Raw genomic sequence first — 23,746 nt, 5'->3', positions numbered from 1 at the left:
CTTAAGAAAAGTCTGGGCTGGAGCAATCGGATGTGACTTTTACTTCAATCAAAAAAGGATATCAAAAGAATCAGAGTCTAACGCAGAAAGTGTCTACTTTGATTTTTCTCAGTTTAATAGCGATACGGTGATTCACTACGACATTTTAGCTGGTGAAAAGTATCGTAGTACCCCGTTAGACCCTCAAACAGGTAAGTAACTCCGTCTAGCCACCGACTAAGAAAGTGGCTACTTTGTTGCTAACTTTTTGTTTTCAGAACAGCACCAACAAGAAAATCAGCAGTGGATCACCAATATGCCAGTGGAAACATTGGCTAAGTTATTGGCGAAATGGATGTCTACGTCGAGCATTGGGAAGTTGAGGGCAATGGAGAGCAAGTGAAGCGTTACATTCTGCCAGAACGAAAAAAACGGCCCAAATCAAGGACCGTTCGTATGAGTAAAACTCGCTACCCTGTTCGTTCCGAACACGTTAAGTGATAGGAGTTACCCCAGATTAGGCGCTTTTTCGTAGTCAATAGAGGTTAAACCGTTTGCTTAGCCAGCTGCTCTGGTTGTTGAGCCTCTGAAGCCAATTCAGCGTCTTCAATTGGTTCGCATTTATCAACAAACCAACCCATATATGACGTAATGATGGTGACGAGGATACAAACAAAGCTTAACCACATGAACGGCGCATAAGAAAGTGTTGCGACACCAAGGATGCTCGCCATGTAGATACCGTTATCACTCCAAGGCACCATGCCCGAAGTCAAGGTACCGCCAAACTCTGCGTTACGAGAAAGATTTTTACGCTTGTAACCTAGACGGTCATAGTTCTTAGCACAGATCTTAGGGGTTAGGATCAGTGACACATACATCGCTGAACCGAAAACGTTACCCATAAAGGCGGTAGCAATCGTGCTTGTGGCAAGTGAACCTGCGCTCTGCACTCGACGTTCAAATAGTTTTGCGATGGTCTCTAGCACACCCACTTTATCGAGCAAGCCACCAAATCCTAGACCAAACACAATGACTGCAACTGAACCTAGCATTGATGACATGCCACCACGGTTTAGGATTGAGTCAATGAACGTTACGCCAGATGAGATTTCAAAAGGTGCCCACGCAGTGTTGAATGCTTGAAGGAAGTTAACATCTTGAATCATCACCGCCCAGATAATCCCGAGAAGTGAGCCGAAGCTGATCACAGGGAATGAAGGCATACGCATCGCCAGTAGACCAAGAACGATCACGACAGGGACGAATGAGTAAGGGGTGATGTAGAATTGCTCTTCCATCGCCTGAATAACAGATTGCACCTGAGTCATGTCAACGTTGCCAGCGTAGTGGAAACCAAACGCGGTGAACATGATGCCAGTAATGATGTAGCTGATTAAAGCCACTGGCAGCATCCCTTTAATGTGTTCTACGACTTCTACGTTGGACATCGAAGAAGCTAGGATCACGGAATCAGACAGTGGTGACATCTTATCGCCAAAGTAACAGCCAGAAAGTACCGCACCAGCGGTAATCGGTGCTGGAACGCCAAGTCCCTGACCAATCCCCATCATCGCAATACCCGCGGTGCCGGCCGCACCCCATGATGTGCCCGTTGCGAGTGCCGTCAGTGAACAGATGATCATCGTTGCAAGAAGGAAAATTGAAGGGTGAATTGCTTTCAGACCATAGTAAATGATGGTAGGAACGATACCGCCTGAAATCCAAGTGCCAACAAGCGCACCGACTGCCAGTAGAATGAGTACCGCTCCCAAGCCGTTGGATATGCCGTCCAATGCTGCTTTCTCAAGATCCTTGTACTGGTGTCCTAAACGTATGCCGAGCACCATGATAATGAACCAGCCAATGTATAGGGCAAGCTGGATAGGAAGATCCAATTGGGCAGTGAACGAAAATGCCATCAATAGGAACAATCCAAGGGAGACGATAACCTGGATCAAGCTGGGTAGACGTGGGGTAAGTTGCGTCATACAGAGCCTCTTATAAATGTTGTGAGCAAGAGCAAATAGAAGCCACTGCACTATCTGCTTTACGAGTGTTAACTCCTTTTTGGTACGAGTGGCACTTTACCGTAGTTAGAATAATATTTCGATAAAATGTCCATTCAATGTGATTTGAGTCTGTAATGGTGATTTATTGTGGTTAAATATATGGTAATTCGTTAATTTTAATGAGTTGAAATGTTTTGAAATGTAATCAAGGTGTGGCACGTATTTTTCACTTATGTTTTAAGAAGCATTTGTTTTGTTTGTGAAAATAACAATCGAACAAAAAGGGAGCAAAATGTAGGTTTTGCACTTATTTGGAGTGGGAGCAGATAAAAGTTACAGATTTGATGCAATTTTTCCTTGAGATTTTGCTTCGAAAATTGAATATTGGGGTATCCCATTATTTAAGTTGATTACACGGAGAGTTGAGAATGAGAGTAGGTTTAGTTGGTTGGCGCGGCATGGTCGGTTCTGTACTTATGCAACGTATGGTTGAAGAGAAAGATTTTGACCTTATTGAACCAGTTTTTTACAGCACATCTCAAATTGGCATCCCAGCTCCCTTATTTGGAAATAGTAAGGTAGGCAAAGATGCTGGAATGCTACAAGACGCATTTGATATTGAAAGCTTAAAGCAGCTTGATGCCGTCATTACCTGTCAGGGTGGTAGCTACACGGAGCAAGTATATCCAGCACTTCGCCAAGCTGGTTGGAAGGGCTACTGGATTGACGCAGCGTCAACCTTACGTATGGCGCAAGATTCTATCATCACACTCGATCCAGTAAACTTGGCGCAAATCCAGCGAGGTATTCACGCTGGTACTAACACCTTTGTTGGTGGTAACTGTACGGTTAGCTTGATGCTAATGGGTCTTGGTGGTCTGTTCGAAAAAGGCTTGGTTGAATGGACGAGTGCCATGACTTATCAAGCGGCTTCGGGTGCTGGTGCACAGAACATGCGTGAGCTTATTTCTCAAATGGGTGTAATCAATGACTCAGTTAGCAGTGAACTTGCTAACCCATCGAGCTCTATCCTTGATATCGACAAGAAAGTTGCTGATACCATGCGCAGCGGTTCGTTCCCAACAGACAAGTTTGGCGTTCCTCTAGCAGGCTCATTGATCCCATGGATTGATGTGAAGCGCGACAATGGTCAAAGCAAAGAAGAGTGGAAAGCGGGTGTTGAAGCGAACAAGATTCTTGGTTTCCAAGATTCACCGGTTCCTATCGATGGTACCTGTGTACGTATCGGTGCGATGCGTTGTCACTCTCAAGCGCTTACTATCAAGCTAAAGCAGAATGTACCTATGGATGAGATTGAAGAGATCATCGCAACTCATAATGATTGGGTTAAAGTGATTCCAAACGATCGTGACATCACCGCGCAAGAGCTGACGCCAGCTAAAGTGACTGGCACACTGTCTATCCCTGTTGGTCGTCTCCGTAAGATGGCAATGGGCGATGATTTCTTAAACGCGTTCACTGTCGGTGACCAGCTACTTTGGGGTGCAGCAGAGCCGCTACGCCGCACATTGCGAATCATCTTGGCTGAGAAAGCTTAAGAGAGGCGAGAGTTTAGAACGCTGCGCTTCGAGAACAACAGCAGTGATTGCCTCGAAAGTAACTGAGTATCGTGGTTCTGTTGGTCTTAATTATCTGAATTAAAAACACAAGGGTTGACAACTATTGTCAACCCTTCAATTTTTCTTGCCTCTACTCTACTACAACACGCTTATCTGGGTCTGCCAATTGGCTACCGCAGTACTTACAGTGCATAGCATCTGAATCATGACCCGCTCGGTTACAGTTTGGGCACTTGACCAGTTGTTTGTGGGCACTCATCTCATTGCTTAGTTCGGCGGTAATAATCCCGGTCGGAACCGCAAGAATCGAGTAGCCGAGCAACATTGTTAGCGACGCAATCGCCTTACCTAAATCTGTCTGTGGCACCATATCTCCGTAGCCAACGGTTGTGATCGTCACGATTGCCCAGTAAATGCTTTTAGGAATGCTGGTAAATCCATTCTCAGGACCTTCAATAACAAATATCAGCGCACCAAAGATGGTGACTAAAATTCCCACAGCACTAAAGAAAATGAAAATTTTACGTCGAGCCATCAATAGCGAACGCATCAGAATGTTTGAATCTTGAAGGTAACGCACCAGTTTTAGGATACGGAAGATACGCATCACACGTAACAGACGTACCACGCCCATAAAGCTCGCCCCAGGGAAGAAGATAGCCAAATAGGTGGGAAGAATTGCGAGTAGGTCGACCACCCCATAAAAGCTCATCGCATAGGAACTGGGTTTAGGTGAGCAATAGAGTCGAAGTAGATACTCAATTGTGAAGAGTGCGGTAAAGGTATATTCGATGTATCGAAGTTGTTGTGACCAATCGTCTAATACATTAGGTAGGGACTCAATGATCAACACTGCCAAAGAGGCGATGATGGCAATAATCAGCGCGATATCAAAGGCGCGACCGGCAGGGGTATGGGTGCCGAAAATGATCACATACAAATGATGTTTAAAAGGCTTGCGAGGCATGATGTTGCACTGTCATTGTTAAACACGAAATGAATGGCAACATCATACCAGAAGATAGCGAGATTAGGCTAAACCCGGGAACAGGTTACGCAGACCGTTAGCGATAAACTCTATACCCAGTGCACCGAGGATCAGACCCATGATACGAGTGATGACGTTGATTCCGGTTTGGCCAAGAAAGCGAACAATTAAAGGCGCTGAGCGGAACAACAGCCAAGTACAAAGACTGAATAGCAGGATAGTGACGATGATCCCCATAGTGTCGAACATCGCAGGGTAGCGAGAACCGTAGACGATGGTTGAGCTGATCGCACCCGGACCGGCCATCAAAGGCATAGCCAGTGGAACCACACCAATCTGTTCGCGGCTGACGTATTCGGTTTTCTCCTGCTTGTTCTGCTTATCTTCGCCCAATTTACCGCTCATCATCGAGAAGGCGATACTTAGCAGCAGCAGGCCACCGGCAACACGAAACGAATCGAGAGAGATGCTAAACATATCCAATAGCATTTGTCCGGCGAGTAGCGAGACAACCAAAATAATTGCGACGGCAATGTTAGCGGTAACGGCAGTCTTGTGCTTCTCTTCCTGAGTCATATGTCCAGTCAATGAAACAAATACCGGCATGATCCCAACGGGGTTAACCGCCGCCACCAAGCCAAGAAAGAACTGCAAAAATATAGCGATTTCGAACGTTTGCATTCGTGATCCTAAAAGTAATCAACAGAGGGAACAGGTCATTTGCGGAATATAGTCGAAAATATATTCATCGACGAATGAAAAAAACTAAAGCAGAACCTCTTTCATTACTGAGAAAATCTTATTATTGAAAGAATAGTAAACACAAATGACACACTTTGTTACGTAGAATGAACGAGCTTGCGGGCTGATGTTTACACAAACGTTAACAATTGCACATTTTCAATAAAAAATAAGTCCAATTGTAGAGAGAAATGATCCATTGGATATACTCTCAGTAGCACAAAGTTTGTGGACTACATGTAAGTTTGTGGCCAAAAAATGAAACTTTTTTACAAGATGTTGAGATTTTTCGTGGTTGTCTGACTGTTTGCTTTATTTTTGTTCAATAATAAAATGTGATCTAAATTGTTATTTATCATTGGGTTACGATTGTTTTTGGGATTGGTGTACCACTTATTAGGTAAATAGTTTTTCAGAACTGATCTGGGTCAATTTTTTTCACAACCTGAAATAATATACTCAGCCTTGAAAGCAATTTACTAAGAAGCCTGTTCTGATTGCTGACAAAGAAGACTTCCGAACAGCACTCTTAATAAAAAGTTTTTAATATTTGCTAATTTTAGGAGAATCCCTATGCCTGTAACTAATATGGCTGAACTAGATGCAATGATTGCTCGCGTCAAGAAAGCGCAAGAAGAGTTCGCTACTTACTCTCAAGAGCAAGTAGACAAAATCTTCCGCGCTGCGTCTCTTGCAGCTAACCAAGCTCGTATCCCGCTAGCTCAACAAGCGGTTGAAGAATCTGGTATGGGTATTGTTGAAGATAAAGTAATCAAGAACCACTTCGCTTCTGAGTTTATCTACAACAAATACAAAGACGAAAAAACATGTGGCATCCTTGAAGAGGATGACAACCTAGGTACTATGACTATCGCTGAACCAGTAGGTATCATCTGCGGTATCGTACCAACAACTAACCCAACTTCTACAGCGATCTTCAAATCTCTGATCTCTCTGAAGACTCGTAACGGTATCATCTTCTCACCACACCCACGTGCTAAGAACTCTACTAACGACGCAGCGAAACTTGTTCTAGAAGCAGCAGTAGCAGCAGGTGCTCCAAAAGACATCATCGGTTGGATCGACCAGCCATCTGTAGAGCTTTCTAACGCTCTTATGAAGCACGATGACATCGCTCTTATCCTTGCAACTGGTGGTCCAGGCATGGTTAAAGCAGCATACTCTTCTGGTAAGCCAGCAATCGGTGTAGGTGCAGGTAACGTTCCTGTAGTTATCGATGAAACAGCAGACATCAAACGTGCTGTAGCATCTATCCTAATGTCTAAAACTTTCGATAACGGCGTAGTATGTGCTTCTGAGCAGGCTGCAATCGTTGTTGATGAAGTATATGACGAAGTTAAAGAGCGTTTCGCTTCTCACAAAGCTTACGTTCTAAGCAAAGCAGAAGCAGAGAAAGTTCGTAAAGTTCTTCTTATCGATGGTGCACTAAACGCGAAAATCGTTGGTCAACCAGCTCCAGCAATCGCTGAAATGGCAGGCGTATCAGTACCAGCTGACACTAAAGTTCTAGTTGGTGAAGGTCTAGGCAAAGTATCTTACGACGACGCATTTGCACACGAGAAACTATCTCCAACGCTTGGTCTATTCCGTGCAGACAACTTCGAAGACGCAGTTGCTCAAGCGGTAACAATGGTTGAGATCGGTGGTATCGGTCACACGTCTGGTCTATACACTAACCAAGACGTAAATGCAGACCGCATCCGTTACTTCGGTGACAAGATGAAGACTGCTCGTATCCTAATCAACATCCCGACGACTCACGGTGGTATCGGTGACCTGTACAACTTCAACGTTGCACCTTCTCTAACTCTAGGTTGTGGTTCATGGGGTGGTAACTCTATCTCTGAGAACGTAGGTCCTAAGCACCTAATCAACAAGAAAACTGTAGCGAAGCGAGCTGAAAACATGTTGTGGCACAAACTACCTAAGTCTATCTACTTCCGTCGTGGTAGCCTTCCAATCGCACTTAGCGACCTAGAAGGTAAGAAACGCGCATTCCTAGTAACTGACCGTTTCCTATTCAACAACGGTTATGCAGATGACGTAGTACGCCTACTTAAAGCTCAAGGCATGGAAGTTCAAACGTTCTTCGACGTAGAAGCAGATCCAACTCTATCTGTAGTAGAGAAAGGTGCTGAAGCAATGAAGAGCTTCCAACCAGACACAATCATCGCTCTAGGTGGTGGTTCTCCGATGGATGCTGCGAAAATCATGTGGGTAATGTACGAGCACCCAGAAACTCACTTCGAAGAACTTGCAATGCGCTTTATGGACATCCGTAAACGTATCTACAAGTTCCCTAAAATGGGTAAGAAAGCTGAGCTTGTATGTATCACTACAACTTCAGGTACGGGTTCAGAAGTTACTCCATTCGCAGTTGTTACTGACGACAAGACTGGTGCTAAGTACCCACTAGCTGACTACGAAATCACGCCAAACATGGCTATCGTTGATGCTAACCTTGTTATGAACATGCCTAAGTCTCTAACAGCATTCGGTGGTTACGATGCAGTAACTCACGCTCTAGAAGCTTACGTATCAGTTCTAGCGAACGAATACTCTGACGGTCAGGCTCTACAAGCACTTAAGATGCTAAAAGAGTACCTACCATCAAGCTACGCGAACGGTGCAGGCGACCCAATCGCTCGTGAAAAAGTACACAACGCAGCAACTATCGCTGGTGTAGCATTTGCGAACGCATTCCTAGGTGTTTGTCACTCTATGGCGCACAAGATTGGTGCTGAGTTCCACCTACCACACGGTCTGGCGAACGCACTACTAATCTCTAACGTGGTACGTTACAACGCGAACGACAACCCAACTAAGCAGACTGCATTCTCTCAATACGACCGTCCACAAGCACGTCGTCGTTACGCTGAGGTTGCTGACCACCTAGGCCTAAGCCAAGAAGGTGACCGTACTGCTCAGAAGATTGAACGTCTACTAGCATGGTTGGATGAACTAAAAGCTAACCTAGATATCCCAATGTCTATCCAAGCGGCTGGTGTATCTGAAGCTGATTTTGTTGCTAAACTAGATGAACTAGCAGTTGAAGCGTTCGATGACCAATGTACAGGTGCGAACCCACGTTACCCACTAATCACTGAACTAAAAGAAGTTCTACTTGCTTCTTACTACGGTAAAGCGTTCGTAGAAGGTGAAACTTTCGAAGGTACTACAGTTATCAAAAAGAAAGCTGACCAAGTAGCGAAAGACGCGCCTAAAGCGAAAAAAGCAAAAGCTGAAGCGTAATAAGTAAGATTCAGTTTGAGATAGGTTTTCGCTAGCACGAAACCTACTTATCGGGAAAAGACCAAGCCCCAGTCGAAAGACTGGGGCTTTTTTTTGAGATACGGTGACACTTGGTAGCTTCTATTCTCACAAACAAAAAGGGTTGACGCTCTCACGTCAACCCTTTTTTCTAGCTTCTAGCTTCTAGCTTCTAGCTTCTAGCTTCTAGCTTCTAGCTTCTAGCTTCTATTTTTCGTCATCTGGAAGCTTAATATTGAGCTCAAGAACGGAAATATCATCATCTTTGTGCTCAAAAGATAGGTCGACCATTGATGGATCAACCGCGACGTATTTGCCGATGACTTTAAGGATATCTTCCTTTAGCTGAGGCAGATAAGACGGTGCAGGGTCGCTTTGACTGCGACGCTCTGCAACGATGATTTGTAAACGCTCTTTGGCTAAGTTGGCCGAGCTTTTTTTCTGCGGACGGAAAAACTCTAGTAATGACATTTAGCCTCCGAAAAGTCGTTTGAAAATCCCTTTCTTCTGTTCGGTCAGGAAGCGGAAATCCACTTGCTGGCCAAGCAGACGCTCTACCGTATCATCATAGGCCATACCTGCATCTGACTGATCATCAAAAATGACTGGTACGCCTTTGTTTGATGCGTTCAGCACAGCCTGACTTTCTGGAATAACCCCAAGAAGCGAAATATGCAGAATTTCTTCTACGTCTTCAACGCTAAGCATTTCACCCTGATTAACGCGAGCAGGGTTGTAACGTGTAAGCAGCAGATGCTGTTTTACAGGCTCAAGCCCCTCTTCGGCACGAAGTGACTTAGAGTCGAGAATACCTAAAATACGGTCTGAATCGCGTACTGAAGAGACTTCTGGGTTGGTGGTCACAATGGCTTCATCTGCAAAGTATAGCGCCATCAGAGCGCCTTGCTCGATACCAGCAGGTGAATCACAGATAACGAAATCAAAGCCCATCTCATCCAGTTCATCAAGAACGCGGCGCACGCCTTCTTTGGTCAGAGCGTCTTTATCACGTGTTTGTGAAGCAGGAAGAATGAATAGATTGTCGGTACGTTTGTCCTTAATCAAAGCTTGGTTTAATGTTGCTTCACCATTGATGACATTAACGAAATCGTACACAACGCGACGCTCACAACCCATGATTAAATCAAGGTTACGTAGGCCGATATCAAAATCGATAACCGCGGTTTTCTTTCCTTTTACAGCCAGGCCTGATGCGATAGCGGCGCTGGAGGTTGTTTTACCCACCCCGCCTTTACCTGATGTGACAACAATAATGCGTGCCATTATGTGTTCCTTATAATATTAAATCGTTAACAACTCGAACTTGAGCGAGTCGTCGTTCAAACTGAACATAACTTTTTGTTGCCAGAACTCTTCGGAGAATTGCTCCGTAAGCCAGTAGTGTCCGGCAATCGACATTAATTCGGCATTAAGTTTATTGCAGATGATGACTGCACCTGTGTTCCCACTTGCGCCGGCAATCGCTCGGCCACGAAGTGTTCCGAGGATATGAATAGAACCATCTGCGATAACCTCAGCTCCTTCACTGACATGATTCAGTACGATAAGATCGCTGTCTTTGGCATAGATCTGTTGCCCTGAGCGAACTGGAGTACGAACAATTTTTGTCGCGCTCATTTTTGCAGGTGCTTGAGCAGGCGACTTACTGGCAGACATCACGGCAAAGTTGGCCTCAGAAGCCAAGTTTTGCGTTCGCTTGTCTTTACAGCCAGTAACGCCGACAGGAATCATCCCAGCTTGAGATATGCCTTGTTTTAGCCTCGAAAAGTCAAGATCGCTTTCTACTTTCGCGATATTGATTACCACGGGCGCGTGAGCGAAGAAAGCAGGGGCTTGCTCGACCTTTTGTTGTAAGAAATGAATAGTTTTTTCCACATCGTTGTCAGAAAGGTGCAAAACTGACAAAGTGAAGCTACTGCCTTTTAGGTCTGGAGTATTTGACATCTTTTACGTACAACCTCTTAAGGGCGTTGCCTGAGACTAGGGTTGTCATGTTATATTCCTAGAATAAGCTCAGCAAGTTATCTTGTGCCCAATTGACCGTTTTGCTTAAAAAAATAGCGAAACATTGACGTTCCATGAATTAAAACGATAAAAGGCTTCCAATGCTTTGTGCAATATACAAAAGTTCTAAAAAAGAAGGTGCTTACTTATATATCCCTAAAAAGGATGATTTCTCACAAGTTCCTGACACATTAATGCAGATGTTTGGCAAACCTATTATGGTTATGGTGGTGAAGTTAGAGGGGCGTACGCTGGCTCAAGTAGACGTAGAGAAAGTGAAGCAGTCACTGAAAGATGACGGCTTTTTCCTTCAACTACCGCCACCACCGAAAAATTTACTCGATGAATATAAAGAGCAAAAACAAGCTCGTCAGCAGTCTGAAGAAGAATAAAATTATATTCGGACTGTTAGATTCTGTTGCTCAAGGAGGGCAATGTGAAAAAACTAATGTCAGTCGCTCTAGGGGTCACGCTCGCCTCATCGGTTTTTGCTAATGAAGTGAGCTTTGAGGAATACGTTGAAGGTTTAAAAGTTGAGGCTCGCCAAAACGGTATTTCTGAGGCGGTTATTGAGCAAGCGTTCGATAATGTCACCCACAAACCGCGTGCGGTGAAAGCCGATAAGAATCAGCCTGAGAAGAAGCTCACCCTAGATGAGTATATTCCACGCGCAGTGCCCGATTGGAAAGTAAAACAAGCTAAAGAGCTCTACAAAGAGCACTATGCTGAGCTGAGTCGCATTGGTGAAGAGTACGGCGTTCAGCCACGGTTTATCGTTGCACTATGGGGCGTAGAAAGTAACTTTGGTCGTTTTACGGGTAATTACCCTGTGATTGATGCGCTGTCGACGATGGCTTATGACGGTCGTCGTGAGGACTTTTTCCGTAAAGAGACCATGGCGGCGTTGCAAATCCTTGAGCAGGGTCATATTGCCGTTGAGGACTTTAAAGGTTCTTGGGCTGGCGCGATGGGGCAATGTCAGTTCATGCCAAGTTCGTTCCTATCTTTTGCCGCTGACGGTAATGGGGATGGCAAGAAGGACATTTGGAACACCGAAGCGGATGTGTTCGCTTCCGCCGCTAACTATTTAAGTCAGTCAGGTTGGAACGACACTTACACTTGGGGGCGTCAGGTAAAACTGCCAAAGGGTTTCGACATGAACCTAGAGGGACGTGTCGAGGGTAAAGAGAAAACCTTAGCGCAGTGGAATCAACTTGGTATCACACGTTACGATGGAAGCGCATTGCCACAAGTGAATGTCAATGCGTGGTTGACGGCACCAGACAATGCCAACGGCCGAGTCTATCTGGTTTACAACAACTACAATGTATTGATGAAGTGGAATCGCTCTTATTACTTTGCACTTGCTGTTAGTCATTTAGCGGACAGAATTACACTGTAGAGAATCAATTTGTTAGCAAAGGAGCTTATAGAGCTCCTTTTTCTTTTGGAGTTATTTCCAAATACGGCTTCCGAGCCTTTAAGGAGGTAAGGGCTGACGCCAAGCACCGACCCTTCAAACTTTCTCCAGTTCTACGCTATTTCTTCTTGGTATGGAACTGCTCACACGCCAGCATGGTGTTTTCGATTAGGCTTGCCACTGTCATTGGTCCCACACCACCAGGTACAGGTGTAATGAAGCTCGCTTTTTCTCTTGCTTTATCGTACTCGACGTCACCGACCAGTTTTCCTGATTCAAGACGGTTAATACCCACATCGACCACGATAGCACCCTCTTTGATCCAGTTACCTGGGATAAAGTTAGGTTTACCTACTGCGACTACAACCACATCAGCCTGGCGAACGTGGCTCTCAAGATCCTTAGTAAAGCGATGACACGTTGTTGTTGTACAACCTGCTAGCAACAACTCAAGAGTCATTGGACGGCCAACAATATTTGATGCACCTACGATAACGGCATGCTTACCACGTAGTTCGACATTGTAGCGGTCTAGTAGAGTAATGATCCCTTTTGGCGTACAAGAGCGAAGCTTAGGGATGCGTTGAGCTAGGCGACCAACGTTGTAAGGGTGGAAACCATCAACGTCTTTTTCTGGGTGGATGCGCTCTAGCACATGAGTGGCGTCGATACCCGCAGGAAGGGGTAATTGAACCAAAATACCATCTATCTGAGCATCTTCGTTAAGCTCATCAATCAACGCAAGCAGTTCTTGCTCGGTTGTGGTCGCTGGAAGGTCAAATGATTTGGAAACAAAACCGACTTCTTCACAAGCACGGCGTTTACTTCCGACATAAACCTGTGACGCAGGATCTTCACCAACGAGCACAACAGCAAGGCCTGGTGCACGAAGACCCGCCTCTTTACGAGCTTTAACACGTGCTGCAACTTCTGAACGAACAGTTTGTGAAATAAGAGTTCCATCGATATTTTGAGCTGTCATGACTTTCCTTAAGAAATGAATGGCGACGTATTTGCAGCGCATTGTCGCAAATTATTTGACGAACATCTATAAGCAAACGTTTGCTTTGTGGTGATTTTAATCAAATAAGAGTTCAGTGGCCTTTTTTTAGTCATTCAGATCAGAATGTTAAGAAAAGCTCTTGTTTTAACGCCTCGAACTCGTATAATCCTGTCCCTGTAGCGCGCCCTTAGCTCAGCTGGATAGAGCACGTCCCTTCTAAGGATGTGGTCGTAGGTTCGAATCCTACAGGGCGTGCCATTTATTCAGAAGCCCCGATAACTCGATGAGTTATCGGGGCTTTGTCGTTTCTGTGGTGCTGGTGGATCGTTACATACGCAACCTATATTCTGCGCTATTTCAACCGATTTAATATGCTCTCTGTACATAAGCTGTGCTTTTCGGTAGCATGTCGCTCCTCTGACGTTTCCGTCTTGGCCAAGTTCGAACCGAGTACCTACCTTTAGTGAACCATGCGCAGTATCCATACTAAAATTAAACCTGAATTTGAGCCGCTATTAGCAGAACTTGCTCTTCACGCTTTACTTCATTTGCGCACTAATCATACCGCAGTGTCTTTGGCGAGAAAGCCACGTTCCGATGTGAACGATATTCTTTCTGCTTGGCTTAACAAAGCTGCAAATAGCAAGAAATACAAACCCTTCAAGAAGAAAGTGCGCTCGTTAGTCAGCCATGCTCGCTCACAGCGCTTAGATATGGAAGGGATGCTTGGGAATTTACTCCCGCCGGTAGAAGGGGACGAGTTACCTCATCTCGACAGTTTTTTGCTGTTGGTTAACACCTTAGAGAGGGAGTTAAACACCACAGTGTTGGTTTCAAGTCCTCAAGAGGTGGATCTAAAACATAACCCGAAAGGCTGTTTGCTGTGTGTGCTTTCTACGGATCTCAACGCTCATTTCAACAATCGTAATCGCTTGGTTGCGGATATTTCTATGTTGTTTCGTGGGACTCACGGTGAAAAGCATGCCTTTATGCGTACGATTTATTCGTCATCCTTATTTGAGCATAAAGTCGAATTTGAAGATGGTGACTTTGTACGTATCTCTTTGAGCTTACAAAAATAAAAAAAGTGGCACATGGCCACTTTTTTATGATTTGCTTCATTACGCGAGTTTGAACTCTTGTAACTGCTCGTTGACTTCGTTCACCTCTTCTCGATAGCTCGCCACAATATCGTTCATTGTGTCAGCGAGATGCCCCGTAGTCTGAGCAATTTCAGTGAGAACATCGACATCCTGATCGACCGCTTCACTCGCTTTAGATTGTTCGACAGTTGAGTTAGCAATACTGGTGATATGTTGATTCACCGTCTCAATCAATGTTTCTAGCTGAGAGACGCTGTTGTTTACCTCAGACACGGAATTAAAGGTAGAGTCTGTGGCTTCACGGCTCTTATGCATGTTGCTCACTGCTGTTTGAGTGTTGTTGGTGATATTTCCAAGCAGTTGAGAAATATGCTCCGTCGCCTCTTTACTGCGCTGAGCAAGATCTCTGACTTCGGATGATACCACTGCAAACCCACGGCCGTGTTCACCTGCACGAGCCGCTTCAATCGCTGCGTTGAGTGCGAGTAAATTGGTTTGCTCCGAGATGCCATTAATAGTATCAACAATCTTGCTCACGCTTTGGGCATCTTGCTCAAGCTGAAGCATACAGCTTTGCGTTTGTTCAATCTGGCTAACCAACGCTTTTACAATATCGTACGAAGCTTGGCTCTGTTGTTGGCAAGTCAGGACTTTGTTGGTCATCTGCTCGGTCTCTTCAAGAGCACGCTCAGAGGATGCTGCAATTTCTAGACTCGACTGAGATAACTCGGTCATAGCGGTGGCAATGTTACTGCATTTATCCGCTGTCGCTCGGCTGCTGTCTCCTAAGTCGTCGGCGCCTTTCACCATTTGTGCCAGTCTTTCGTTACTGTGGCTATTGCTATCGGTGACTTGAAGCAGCAAGCTCTTGATACTTGAGACTAGTCCGTTAACACTGAACGATATTTGTGACAGTTCGTTTTTACCTTCGGAGTTGAGTACCACGCTTAAGTTGTTGGTTTCTGACATATGTGCCAATTCAGAGGTCAGTTCACCAACGCGGGATTTAAGGCTTGAAAGACTAATGACCAAACCACCGATAAGAATGATACTTAAACAGAGTGTCGATGCGATCATTACGCTCATCTGCCACATTGCAGCATCAGCCTGCTGAGTTACAATGGTGGTCATTTTTTCCACTAGGTTATTGCGGATTTGATTGACCAATTTAATGCGTTCAGTCGCCGCGCCAAACCATGCTAACGCCGATGGGCCTTGCAGATTGTCTAGGCTATTTTTTTGCGCCAAATACTGCTCTTGGATCTCTTCAACTTGTTTCCAAATCGGATTTTGCTTCGCGTCATTAAACAGGGTTAAGTATTCGCTAGGCATGGTTAACATTGCGGCTCTTTCACTGTACTTACCCGAGTTAAGATAGTTTTCAATCGCCGTGTATTGACCTTGTGACGATTGCTTACGTGCGAATGCACCATTTAGAGCCCCGCGGACTTGTCCAGCTCTCTCTTTAATGGTCATGATAGAAGTCAGCGAGTTACCTAATCTAATGGTTTCAGAGTTCGCAACACCTGAGATAAGTAGTGTTGCATTGTCAATCGCAAGTTGGTTGAGATTCGAATAGTAGGCGAAAGGTGATCTTTGAGGAGATAAACGATCGACTTGGCTGCGAATATCATTGATCTGAGAAAGCTCGGAAAGGACAGATTGCTTAAGTTTGGTGGCTAGGTCAGTCGAGATATATTGTGGGTTAAAGGCTTTAAACGCGGAAATATGTTTATCTGCCGAGGTTCGTTGCTCTTTAAGTTTGGCGACTTGCTCAGATGCGCCTTTACTGCCTAATACACCAGCTGTCAGTCCACGTTCTACAGCAAGATTGTGGGCCAAGTTATCGTACAGCAATGTCAGCTGAATGATTTCTTTGTCTTTGTTTGCTTGTTCTACCGTTGCCTTTTGATTGAGTGAAAGCTCTACAGCCATCGACAATGCAAGGAGCAGCGGGATAACCGCTAGAGCAGTAAATATATGATGAAGCGAGAATTTTTTCAAAAATGCTGTCATCATGGCCTCCTGACTAAATACGTTATAATAATGCTCTACTTATTGTATATGAACATAGTAAACTTTTAAGTGATTTACCCCCTATTGTTCTAATTATCCATAGTTAGAAAAGGGGGAATAAAAAGTGTAGACGCTTGTCATAAAAATTTAATCTTAGTGTGCATTGTGAAAATATTGAAAATTCATCATATTGTAATGACTATGTAACAAAAAAGAGAGAGTGGTTTATGCAGCATCAAGAAATGATCCAACCTTCCAATTTTGGCGTTATCAGCCGTACTTGTCTGTTTTCATTGTTCGGTATTTTATTGGTATTCAGTATTATTTAGTTTTCGAACAAGCCTTGACGAGGAAGTAATTACTCACTTAAGTGTACGGAGACTCAAGGCAGTTCTGGATCTCACCCATTTGCTATGTTAGTTTCGCAGTGATTCATACTGTTAATGGTTTGTATATGTTTTCGCTGTCGTCACTTTCTCATCGTTTTGCCTCCTTGCCAGATGCTTTTTATACGCCTGTCGCACCGCAACCTCTTGATAATACGCGTTGGATTATTTGGAACGGACAGTTTGCTGAGCAATTTAATTTACCCCTACAGGCTCCTGACGGAGATCTGAAACAGTTTCTGACTGGCGAATACATCATAGAAAACTCGCCGCCTGTTGCCATGAAGTATGCAGGACACCAATTTGGTGTTTATAACCCTGAATTAGGCGATGGCCGTGGTCTATTGCTCGGTGAGTTGACTAATCATCATAACGAAGTCTTTGACTTGCATATTAAAGGTGCAGGTTTAACGCCTTATTCACGGATGGGGGATGGCAGGGCAGTATTGCGCTCTACAATTCGTGAGTATCTATGCAGTGAAGCGATGGCAGGACTTGGTATTCCAACGACGCGAGCTTTAGGGATGTTGGTGAGTGATACCCCTGTCTATAGAGAGAAGTGTGAGCAAGGTGCTCTATTAATTAGAATGGCACGCAGTCATATTCGTTTTGGTCATTTCGAGCATTTCTTCTATACCAATCAACTTGAAGAGCTTCAGTTATTAGCTGACAGAGTTGTTGAGTGGCACTTCCCCTCAGCACGGGACAATGAGAAACCTTATCTCTCGATGTTTGATCAAATCGTCCAACGCACTGCAAAAATGATAGCGCAATGGCAGGCGTATGGTTTTGCGCACGGGGTAATGAACACGGACAATATGTCGATCATTGGCGATACATTTGATTACGGTCCATTTGGTTTTCTTGACGATTACGACCCAAGTTATATTTGCAATCACTCTGACTACCAAGGGCGCTATGCATTTAATCAACAACCACGCATTGCGCTTTGGAATCTATCAGCCTTAGCTCACAGCTTGTCTCCTCTCATATTGAGAGAGGATCTAGAACAAGCACTATCGCAGTTTGAGCCATTGTTAGGTCAGGAGTTTAGCCGTCTGATGCGAAGTAAATTGGGTATCAATAGTCAGCAGCAAAGTGATACGCAACTGTTTGGTGCAATGTTTGAGTTGTTGCATCAACAGGGTATTGATTACACGCGTTTTTTACGCGAATTGTCATCGATCGATATCAAAGGGATTCAAGCGGTACTGGATCTTTTTGTCGACCAGCAGGCGATAAATCAGTGGTTGGCACAATACCTAGAACGCTGTGAGCATGAACATAATGGCCATGGAGAGGTGGTTTCCGCCGCCGAACGTTGTCAAGCCATGCGTCGGGTAAACCCGAAGTACATCTTGCGTAACTACCTCGCTCAAATTGCAATAGATCGAGCAGAAGAGGGCGATTTCAGCGAAGTAGAGCGCCTTGCCACCTTGTTGAGAAACCCTTTTGATGAGCAGCCTGAGATGAGTCAGTATGCCAACCTACCACCTGATTGGGGCAAAAAGATGGAGATTAGCTGTTCATCTTAATGACGTGGGCTCCAAGCGATGAGTTTCTCTTTGAGTAGGGTGCGGTTGATGGGTTTGGTTAGAAGGTTCGATAATTCGTTTTTTGTTAATAAGATGTGATGTGAGTCCGCAAGGGGTTCAAATTCTAAGTAATATCTTACAAATTACCGAATAAGAACTGTTTACACTCCTCAGTACTAAAGTCGCTCAGTAGTAGGTAAGGGTATGTCAGCTAAAATTCTTGTTGTCGATGATGATCAAGAGATTTGTGAGTTATTGGAAGAATACCTGACGAAGCAAGGTTATCAGGTTGATGCGGTCAATGACGGCGAACAGATGAAGTCGTATCTTGAACAACAGGGTTATCCTGAACTTATCCTGCTTGATGTGATGCTGCCGGGAGATGATGGCTTTACTTTGTGTCAGCAAGTGCGCCGTCACTCTTCTGTCCCCATCATTATGCTCACTGCGGTCTCCGATGATACCGATCAGATCATCGGCCTTGAGATTGGTGCAGATGACTATATCGCAAAACCGTTCAATCCACGTCACCTCACCGCACGGATAAAAGCCGTGTTGCGCCGAGTTAACGTAGTAGAAGAGCTGCCTGCCAGTGTTATCGCTAAAACCATCGTATTTGGTGATTGGAAACTGGATCCCTTGGCACACAGAATTACTCATGTCGAGCGCCATGAGTCTCATGACTTGTCAGGCAGTGACTTTGCATTGCTGATGCTATTTCTTAAACGTCCAAATGAAGTACTTGACCGCGACACCATCTCTTTCGCGACTCGCGGTCGAGAAGCGTTACCTTTTGAACGCGGTATCGATGTCCAGCTTAGCCGATTGCGCCAAAGGTTAGGTGACAGTGCAAGATTCCCGCATTACATCAAAACGATGCGTGGTAATGGCTATATTCTCGCGGTGCCTGTGAGTTATGAGCAATAAATTGCAAAATTGGTTACGCCGTTTCAAGCCCAATTCGCTAGTCAGCCGAACTCTGGGGTTAACGTTGTTGGCGGTTGTGCTCGCTCAAGGTGTGGCGACGACTATTTGGTACGCCGAGTCGAAACAGAAGGAGCTGGAAGGTATCCGCTCTGCTTCTGAAAGCATGGCAAATATGTTCTCTTCGACAGTGACCTTCTTTCAATCTTTGCCGGTCAAGTATCGCCATATTGTATTGGATCAGATCCGAAATATGGGCGGGACTCGTTTTTTCGTCTCATTCAATAAAGAGCAGTTAATCGTCGACCCGATAGAAGATACCCCGCTGAAGTTAGCTTCATTGCAAGCAATTGAAAGTGTGTTAGCCAAAAAGCTACCTAAGGTCGAGTCGATTCAAGTCGACTTTTCTCATCCAGATAACTTGAGACTGCTCAAAAATGATATTTATCTGCATGACTTACCTAAGTCGTGGGCTCACCATACGCTGACGCTCAATCCCATTGAACCACCGATTCTCGTGGTACAAATTGAGCTAAAAACCCATGAGTGGGTCTATATTGCGGCTCTATTACCTGCACCGTATGTCACTCTCGACGATACCTTGATCGGTCGTGAACAGATGATGTTTCTGCTCTTCTCTACCACGATTTTATTGTTCCTTACTTACTTGTTGGTACGGCGTCAGGTCAAGCCACTCAAGCGATTAGCTAAGGCCGCGAATGAGATGAGCATGGACATCGATCAAGCGCCTATAAAGGAAGAGGGGGCGAGCGAATTGATCACCGCGACGCGTGCATTTAATCGTATGCAGCAGCGGATACGCCGTTATGTAGCGGATAGGGAGCATCTTTTCTCGGCGATTTCCCACGACCTGAAAACACCCATCACACGTTTAAGGCTCAGGGCCGAGTTGCTTGAAAACGACACCAAACGCGACAAGTTTAATCGTGACCTTGATGAACTAGAAATGATGGTTAAAGGGGCGTTGCAGTGTGTCCGTGACACCGACCTACATGAAAACAATGCCTACATTGATCTCAATGAGATGATACTGAGTGTGATTGAACCATTGAACCAACACCAGCAAACGGTTGAGTTTGATCCCTACCCAATTGAGCCAATTGTTGCGAAACCATTAGCGATCAAGCGAGTGATCAGTAATTTAGTCGATAACGCAGTAAAATATGGTCATCGTGCTGAGATTGAAGTGCTCACCAATCAGGAGTGGGTCAGTATTGTCATTGAGGATCATGGTCCAGGTATTCCAGAAGATAAGCTCGAAGCCGTTTTTGAACCCTATTTTAGATTGGCAAATGATGAAAATGGGCATGGCTTAGGCTTAGGTATCTGCCGGAATATTCTTCACGGACATGGCGGAGATCTCATTATTGATAACTTACCCAGAAAAGGCTTACGCGCCCAAATCTATATTCCATCGAACCTAGAGGTGTAATGTAACATAATTGTTACGTGGCGTTTACCGTTTGTTTCAATCTTAAATTTCAATTTGGATAGACTCTGTTTAGTACAAGCAAGAACGCTTGGGGTCATTGAGCTGTTGGCCTGAATGTCTAATCCAATACATGGAAGATAATAATGAAACTTAATAAAACCCTACTTACCCTCTCTCTTTTGTCTGCTGCTAATGTTGCAACTGCTGGTGAAGTTGAAGTTCTTCACTGGTGGACTGCGGGCGGTGAAGCAAAATCTGCTGCTGTTCTTAAACAGATGCTAGAAGAGCAAAACCACACTTGGAAAGATTTCGCAGTAGCTGGTGGTGGCGGTGAATCTGCTATGACGGTTTTGAAAACTCGTGCTGTATCAGGTAATCCACCATCAGCAGCACAAATCAAAGGTCATGACATTCAGGAGTGGGGCGGTCTTGGCTTCCTGACTTCTCTTGAGAGCACAGCAAAACAAGAAAAATGGGATGAAATCCTACCTTCAGTAGTCACCAAAGTGATGAAATACAACGGTGAGTACGTCGCAGTGCCGGTCAATGTTCACCGCGTTAACTGGATTTGGGCTAACCCTGAAGTGCTTAAGAAATCGGGCGTAGAGTTGCCAACCACATTGGATGAGTTCTTTGCTGCGGCTGAAAAAATTAAAGCCGCTGGTTTTGTACCGCTCGCTCATGGTGGTCAGCCTTGGCAAGATGCCACTGTATTCGAAGCAGTCGCATTGGATGTACTAGGTAGTGAAGACTACAACAAAGCGTTTGTAGACCTAGACATGGATGTGCTTTCTGGTGACAAGATGGTGGAAGTGTTCACTAAGTTCAAGAAGGTGCGTGACTACATCGATGCAAACTCACCAGGACGTGACTGGAACGTTGCAACCTCAATGGTGATTAACGGTGAAGCGGCGATGCAAATCATGGGTGACTGGGCGAAAGGTGAGTTTACCGCTGCTGGTAAAGTTCCAGGCAAAGATTACATCTGTGCACCTGCTCCAGGTACGGATGGACAGTTCACGTTCAACATCGACAGCTTCGCTTTCTTCGAGCTTAGCAACAAAGACAATCAGAAAGCTCAGCAAGATCTAGCTCGTACAATCCTAACTAAAGAGTTCCAAGAGGTGTTTAACCTAAACAAAGGTTCAATTCCTGTGCGCCTAGATATGGATATGTCTAAGTTTGACCAGTGTGCACTGGACTCTATGGCGACATTTAAGGCGAGCGCTCAGTCTGGTGACCTAGTACCAAGTATGGCGCACGGTCTATCAACAACGAGCTATGCACAAGGCGCCATCTACGACGTAGTGACTAACTTCTTCAATGATGACAAAGCGGATCCTAAGCAAGCGGCTCAAAAACTGGCTAAGGCCGTTAAAGCCGCCATTTAAACTTCGCTCGTTTAAGTACACCCCCAAAGGGCAGGCAGGCTTGTGGGGAGCCTGTCTGCCCTTTCTCTATTACCCGATCAGGAATTTGATTAGGGTCTTATGACGTAAGGACTCGTTATGGAGCATGTTGTTACTCGGTCTGATAAGAAGTCAAAAGCCAAGGTTAACCTAGGCGACCGACTTCAACATTGGCTGCCGAAAATCGTTCTTGCCCCGACAGTGCTTGTGACTGTGGTTTGTATCTATGGTTACATTTTCTGGACGGCGGCACTTTCAATGACCAACTCGCGCTTTCTGCCTAGCTTTAACTTCGTGGGTTTTGCCCAGTATGAAAAGCTAATGGAGAACGACCGTTGGATCACATCAATCACTAACCTAGGTATCTTCGGCCTGCTGTTTATGCTGGTGGCAATTGGTTTGGGAGTGGCTTTGGCTATCTTCCTCGACCAGAACATCCGTCAGGAAGGGGCGATCCGTACCATTTATCTCTATCCAATGGCGTTGTCATTCATCGTGACCGGTACGGCGTGGAAGTGGATTCTTAACCCGGGATTAGGTATCGAAAAATTAATGCAGGACTGGGGCTTCTCCGAGTTCAAATTTGATTGGTTGGTTAACTCGGATATGTCTGTTTATACCTTGGTTATTGCCGCGGTTTGGCAGTCCTCTGGCTTTGTCATGGCGATGTTTTTAGCCGGCTTGCGAGGTATCGACTCTTCGATCATAAAAGCGGCGCAAATTGATGGCGCAAGTTTACCGACTATCTACTGGCAAATCATTATGCCGTGTTTGCGCCCGGTGTTTTTCAGCGCGGTGATTATTACCTCTCATATTGCGATCAAGAGCTTTGACTTGGTGACCGCTATGACAGCCGGTGGACCTGGTTACTCTTCCGATCTGCCTGCACTATTTATGTATGCTCACTCATTTACTCGTGGTCAGATAGGTCTGGGTGCGGCGAGTGCGATGATGATGCTAGCAGGTATCTTAGCCATCTTAGTACCTTATCTTTACTCTGAACTTAGGGAGAAAAAATCATGATGCGTAGTGTCAATTTTTCTCGACTATTTATCTATTCGACACTGGTGTTCTTCTGTCTGGTTTACCTGATGCCACTGTTCGTAATGTTCATTACCTCATTTAAAACCTTGCCAGATATCAAAGCGGGTAACTTAATGAGTTTACCAACTGAGTGGGTGTTCGATGCTTGGTTTAAAGCATGGGACAGTGCTTGTACTGGTGTTAAGTGTGAAGGTGTTAAAGGTTACTTCTGGAACTCTTTCCAGATGGTTATTCCGGCCGTGGCTATCTCAACTCTATTAGGCGCGTTTAATGGTTACGTTGTGACCAAATGGCAATTCCGTGGTTCAAATCTGTTTTTCAGCCTATTGCTGTTCGGCTGTTTCATTCCGTTTCAGGTCATCCTTTTGCCGATGGCAGCAGTACTTGGCAAGTTAGGTTTGGCGAATACCACTGCTGGGCTAGTGATTGTTCACGTTATCTACGGTATGGCGTTTACTACACTGTTCTTCCGCAACTTCTATATCAGCGTCCCTGATGAACTGGTTAAAGCGGCGAAGCTAGATGGTGCAGGCTTCTTCACTATTTTCTTCAAGATTCTGTTACCAATCTCAACGCCTATCATCATGGTGACGGTGATTTGGCAGTTCACAGCGATTTGGAATGACTTCCTGTTCGGGGTGGTTTATTCAGGCTCAGAAACTCAACCAATAACTGTTGCACTCAATAACTTGGTTAACACCAGTACTGGTGTCAAAGAGTACAACGTTGATATGGCTGCGGCGATTATCGCGGCGCTGCCAACACTATTAGTTTATGTATTAGCAGGAAAATACTTTGTTCGCGGCCTAACGGCTGGGTCGGTAAAAGGATAATTAT

19 protein-coding genes, 1 tRNA gene and 1 pseudogene are annotated in these 23,746 nt (G+C 45.0%); 13 read left to right on the top strand and 8 right to left on the bottom strand.

Translation table 11 applies throughout. The features are described from left to right. Positions 1–199, top strand: a pseudogene (locus ACQEXT_RS18715) (hypothetical protein); the annotation flags it as partial. A gap of 325 nt (positions 200–524) precedes the next feature. Here the strand turns inward: ACQEXT_RS18715 and nhaC are convergent. Further along, positions 525–1,970, bottom strand: a complete 1,446-nt coding sequence (gene nhaC / locus ACQEXT_RS18710) for a Na+/H+ antiporter NhaC (RefSeq protein ID WP_426953172.1) — start codon at positions 1,968–1,970, stop codon at positions 525–527. Between the two features lie 449 nt (positions 1,971–2,419). Here nhaC and asd point away from each other — a divergent pair, with 449 nt between their 5' ends. Beyond that, positions 2,420–3,550, top strand: a complete 1,131-nt coding sequence (gene asd / locus ACQEXT_RS18705; protein ID WP_331418472.1) for an aspartate-semialdehyde dehydrogenase — start codon at positions 2,420–2,422, stop codon at positions 3,548–3,550. Positions 3,551–3,701: 151 nt separating this feature from the next. Here asd and ACQEXT_RS18700 read toward each other — a convergent pair whose 3' ends face one another. Then, complete coding sequence (locus tag ACQEXT_RS18700; RefSeq protein WP_269376091.1) at positions 3,702–4,538, bottom strand: ion transporter; 837 nt, start codon at positions 4,536–4,538, stop codon at positions 3,702–3,704. A gap of 63 nt (positions 4,539–4,601) precedes the next feature. Next, positions 4,602–5,240, bottom strand: coding sequence for a YchE family NAAT transporter (locus ACQEXT_RS18695; RefSeq protein ID WP_138971561.1), 639 nt, complete (start codon positions 5,238–5,240; stop codon positions 4,602–4,604). Between the two features lie 633 nt (positions 5,241–5,873). Here ACQEXT_RS18695 and adhE point away from each other — a divergent pair. Then, positions 5,874–8,573 (top strand): bifunctional acetaldehyde-CoA/alcohol dehydrogenase, encoded by a 2,700-nt coding sequence (gene adhE, locus ACQEXT_RS18690; RefSeq protein ID WP_331418473.1) that lies wholly within the window; start codon positions 5,874–5,876, stop codon positions 8,571–8,573. A gap of 225 nt (positions 8,574–8,798) precedes the next feature. On the opposite strand, the gene minE is transcribed toward adhE, so the two are convergent. From minE to minC, 3 genes are read right to left on the bottom strand one after another with little or no spacing between them, the layout of a single operon-like run. Then, a complete protein-coding gene (gene minE, locus ACQEXT_RS18685; RefSeq protein ID WP_138971563.1) occupies positions 8,799–9,062 on the bottom strand; it encodes a cell division topological specificity factor MinE in 264 nt (87 codons plus the stop codon). Further along, the gene (gene minD, locus ACQEXT_RS18680; RefSeq protein WP_138971564.1) at positions 9,063–9,875 is read right to left on the bottom strand and encodes a septum site-determining protein MinD; all 813 of its coding nucleotides are present in this window, start codon (positions 9,873–9,875) and stop codon (positions 9,063–9,065) included. It abuts the gene before it with no gap. 18 nt (positions 9,876–9,893) lie between these two features. Then, complete coding sequence (gene minC / locus ACQEXT_RS18675; protein WP_426953171.1) at positions 9,894–10,556, bottom strand: septum site-determining protein MinC; 663 nt, start codon at positions 10,554–10,556, stop codon at positions 9,894–9,896. Between the two features lie 161 nt (positions 10,557–10,717). Here minC and ACQEXT_RS18670 point away from each other — a divergent pair, with 161 nt between their 5' ends. Next, complete coding sequence (locus ACQEXT_RS18670) at positions 10,718–11,008, top strand: YcgL domain-containing protein (RefSeq protein WP_269376086.1); 291 nt, start codon at positions 10,718–10,720, stop codon at positions 11,006–11,008. Positions 11,009–11,052: 44 nt separating this feature from the next. After that, positions 11,053–12,018, top strand: a complete 966-nt coding sequence (locus ACQEXT_RS18665; RefSeq protein ID WP_426953170.1) for a lytic murein transglycosylase — start codon at positions 11,053–11,055, stop codon at positions 12,016–12,018. 136 nt (positions 12,019–12,154) lie between these two features. Here ACQEXT_RS18665 and folD read toward each other — a convergent pair whose 3' ends face one another. Then, positions 12,155–13,018 (bottom strand): bifunctional methylenetetrahydrofolate dehydrogenase/methenyltetrahydrofolate cyclohydrolase FolD, encoded by an 864-nt coding sequence (gene folD / locus ACQEXT_RS18660; RefSeq protein WP_269376082.1) that lies wholly within the window; start codon positions 13,016–13,018, stop codon positions 12,155–12,157. A 202-nt stretch (positions 13,019–13,220) separates the two neighbouring features. On the opposite strand from folD, the gene ACQEXT_RS18655 reads away from it, so the two are divergent. Next, positions 13,221–13,297: transfer RNA gene (locus ACQEXT_RS18655), tRNA-Arg, on the top strand. A 212-nt stretch (positions 13,298–13,509) separates the two neighbouring features. Next, positions 13,510–14,121: a DUF2913 family protein gene (locus tag ACQEXT_RS18650; RefSeq protein WP_426953169.1), complete on the top strand. Its 612-nt coding sequence runs from the start codon at positions 13,510–13,512 to the stop codon at positions 14,119–14,121. 39 nt (positions 14,122–14,160) lie between these two features. On the opposite strand, the gene ACQEXT_RS18645 is transcribed toward ACQEXT_RS18650, so the two are convergent. After that, positions 14,161–16,158, bottom strand: coding sequence for a methyl-accepting chemotaxis protein (locus tag ACQEXT_RS18645; RefSeq protein WP_426953173.1), 1,998 nt, complete (start codon positions 16,156–16,158; stop codon positions 14,161–14,163). Positions 16,159–16,612: 454 nt separating this feature from the next. On the opposite strand from ACQEXT_RS18645, the gene ACQEXT_RS18640 reads away from it, so the two are divergent. From ACQEXT_RS18640 to ACQEXT_RS18615, 6 genes are all read left to right on the top strand, one after another. Next, positions 16,613–18,079, top strand: coding sequence for a protein adenylyltransferase SelO (locus ACQEXT_RS18640; RefSeq protein WP_426953168.1), 1,467 nt, complete (start codon positions 16,613–16,615; stop codon positions 18,077–18,079). 204 nt (positions 18,080–18,283) lie between these two features. Next, a complete protein-coding gene (locus tag ACQEXT_RS18635; protein WP_138970777.1) occupies positions 18,284–19,006 on the top strand; it encodes a response regulator in 723 nt (240 codons plus the stop codon). Then, positions 18,996–20,456, top strand: a complete 1,461-nt coding sequence (locus ACQEXT_RS18630; protein ID WP_426953167.1) for an ATP-binding protein — start codon at positions 18,996–18,998, stop codon at positions 20,454–20,456. Before ACQEXT_RS18635 ends, ACQEXT_RS18630 begins: the two co-directional genes overlap by 11 nt. Positions 20,457–20,599: 143 nt before the next feature. Further along, a complete protein-coding gene (locus tag ACQEXT_RS18625) occupies positions 20,600–21,847 on the top strand; it encodes an ABC transporter substrate-binding protein (protein ID WP_426953166.1) in 1,248 nt (415 codons plus the stop codon). Between the two features lie 117 nt (positions 21,848–21,964). Next, the gene (locus ACQEXT_RS18620) at positions 21,965–22,888 is read left to right on the top strand and encodes a carbohydrate ABC transporter permease (protein WP_426953165.1); all 924 of its coding nucleotides are present in this window, start codon (positions 21,965–21,967) and stop codon (positions 22,886–22,888) included. Beyond that, positions 22,885–23,742, top strand: a complete 858-nt coding sequence (locus ACQEXT_RS18615; protein WP_138970773.1) for a carbohydrate ABC transporter permease — start codon at positions 22,885–22,887, stop codon at positions 23,740–23,742. The genes ACQEXT_RS18620 and ACQEXT_RS18615 overlap by 4 nt, the downstream gene beginning before the upstream one ends. The last annotated feature ends 4 nt before the right edge of the window (positions 23,743–23,746 follow it).

It is taken from the genome of Vibrio sp. TRT 29B02, from assembly GCF_050113655.1.
Lineage (GTDB): Bacteria > Pseudomonadota > Gammaproteobacteria > Enterobacterales > Vibrionaceae > Vibrio.
This window is presented reverse-complemented; position numbering and strand designations above follow the sequence as displayed.

What these genes read in the sequence shown, in the direction of transcription:
- ACQEXT_RS18640 (WP_426953168.1), top strand. Translation starts at nt 16,613, where the DNA reads ATGTTTTCGCTGTCGTCACTTTCTCATCGTTTTGCCTCCTTGCCAGAT.
- ACQEXT_RS18630 (WP_426953167.1), top strand. Translation starts at nt 18,996, where the DNA reads ATGAGCAATAAATTGCAAAATTGGTTACGCCGTTTCAAGCCCAATTCG.
- ACQEXT_RS18650 (WP_426953169.1), top strand. Translation starts at nt 13,510, where the DNA reads ATGCGCAGTATCCATACTAAAATTAAACCTGAATTTGAGCCGCTATTA.
- ACQEXT_RS18695 (WP_138971561.1), bottom strand. Translation starts at nt 5,240, where the DNA reads ATGCAAACGTTCGAAATCGCTATATTTTTGCAGTTCTTTCTTGGCTTG.
- minC (WP_426953171.1), bottom strand. Translation starts at nt 10,556, where the DNA reads ATGTCAAATACTCCAGACCTAAAAGGCAGTAGCTTCACTTTGTCAGTT.
- nhaC (WP_426953172.1), bottom strand. Translation starts at nt 1,970, where the DNA reads ATGACGCAACTTACCCCACGTCTACCCAGCTTGATCCAGGTTATCGTC.
- asd (WP_331418472.1), top strand. Translation starts at nt 2,420, where the DNA reads ATGAGAGTAGGTTTAGTTGGTTGGCGCGGCATGGTCGGTTCTGTACTT.
- ACQEXT_RS18700 (WP_269376091.1), bottom strand. Translation starts at nt 4,538, where the DNA reads ATGCCTCGCAAGCCTTTTAAACATCATTTGTATGTGATCATTTTCGGC.
- ACQEXT_RS18615 (WP_138970773.1), top strand. Translation starts at nt 22,885, where the DNA reads ATGATGCGTAGTGTCAATTTTTCTCGACTATTTATCTATTCGACACTG.
- folD (WP_269376082.1), bottom strand. Translation starts at nt 13,018, where the DNA reads ATGACAGCTCAAAATATCGATGGAACTCTTATTTCACAAACTGTTCGT.
- minE (WP_138971563.1), bottom strand. Translation starts at nt 9,062, where the DNA reads ATGTCATTACTAGAGTTTTTCCGTCCGCAGAAAAAAAGCTCGGCCAAC.
- ACQEXT_RS18670 (WP_269376086.1), top strand. Translation starts at nt 10,718, where the DNA reads ATGCTTTGTGCAATATACAAAAGTTCTAAAAAAGAAGGTGCTTACTTA.
- ACQEXT_RS18645 (WP_426953173.1), bottom strand. Translation starts at nt 16,158, where the DNA reads ATGACAGCATTTTTGAAAAAATTCTCGCTTCATCATATATTTACTGCT.
- minD (WP_138971564.1), bottom strand. Translation starts at nt 9,875, where the DNA reads ATGGCACGCATTATTGTTGTCACATCAGGTAAAGGCGGGGTGGGTAAA.
- ACQEXT_RS18625 (WP_426953166.1), top strand. Translation starts at nt 20,600, where the DNA reads ATGAAACTTAATAAAACCCTACTTACCCTCTCTCTTTTGTCTGCTGCT.
- ACQEXT_RS18635 (WP_138970777.1), top strand. Translation starts at nt 18,284, where the DNA reads ATGTCAGCTAAAATTCTTGTTGTCGATGATGATCAAGAGATTTGTGAG.
- ACQEXT_RS18620 (WP_426953165.1), top strand. Translation starts at nt 21,965, where the DNA reads ATGGAGCATGTTGTTACTCGGTCTGATAAGAAGTCAAAAGCCAAGGTT.
- adhE (WP_331418473.1), top strand. Translation starts at nt 5,874, where the DNA reads ATGCCTGTAACTAATATGGCTGAACTAGATGCAATGATTGCTCGCGTC.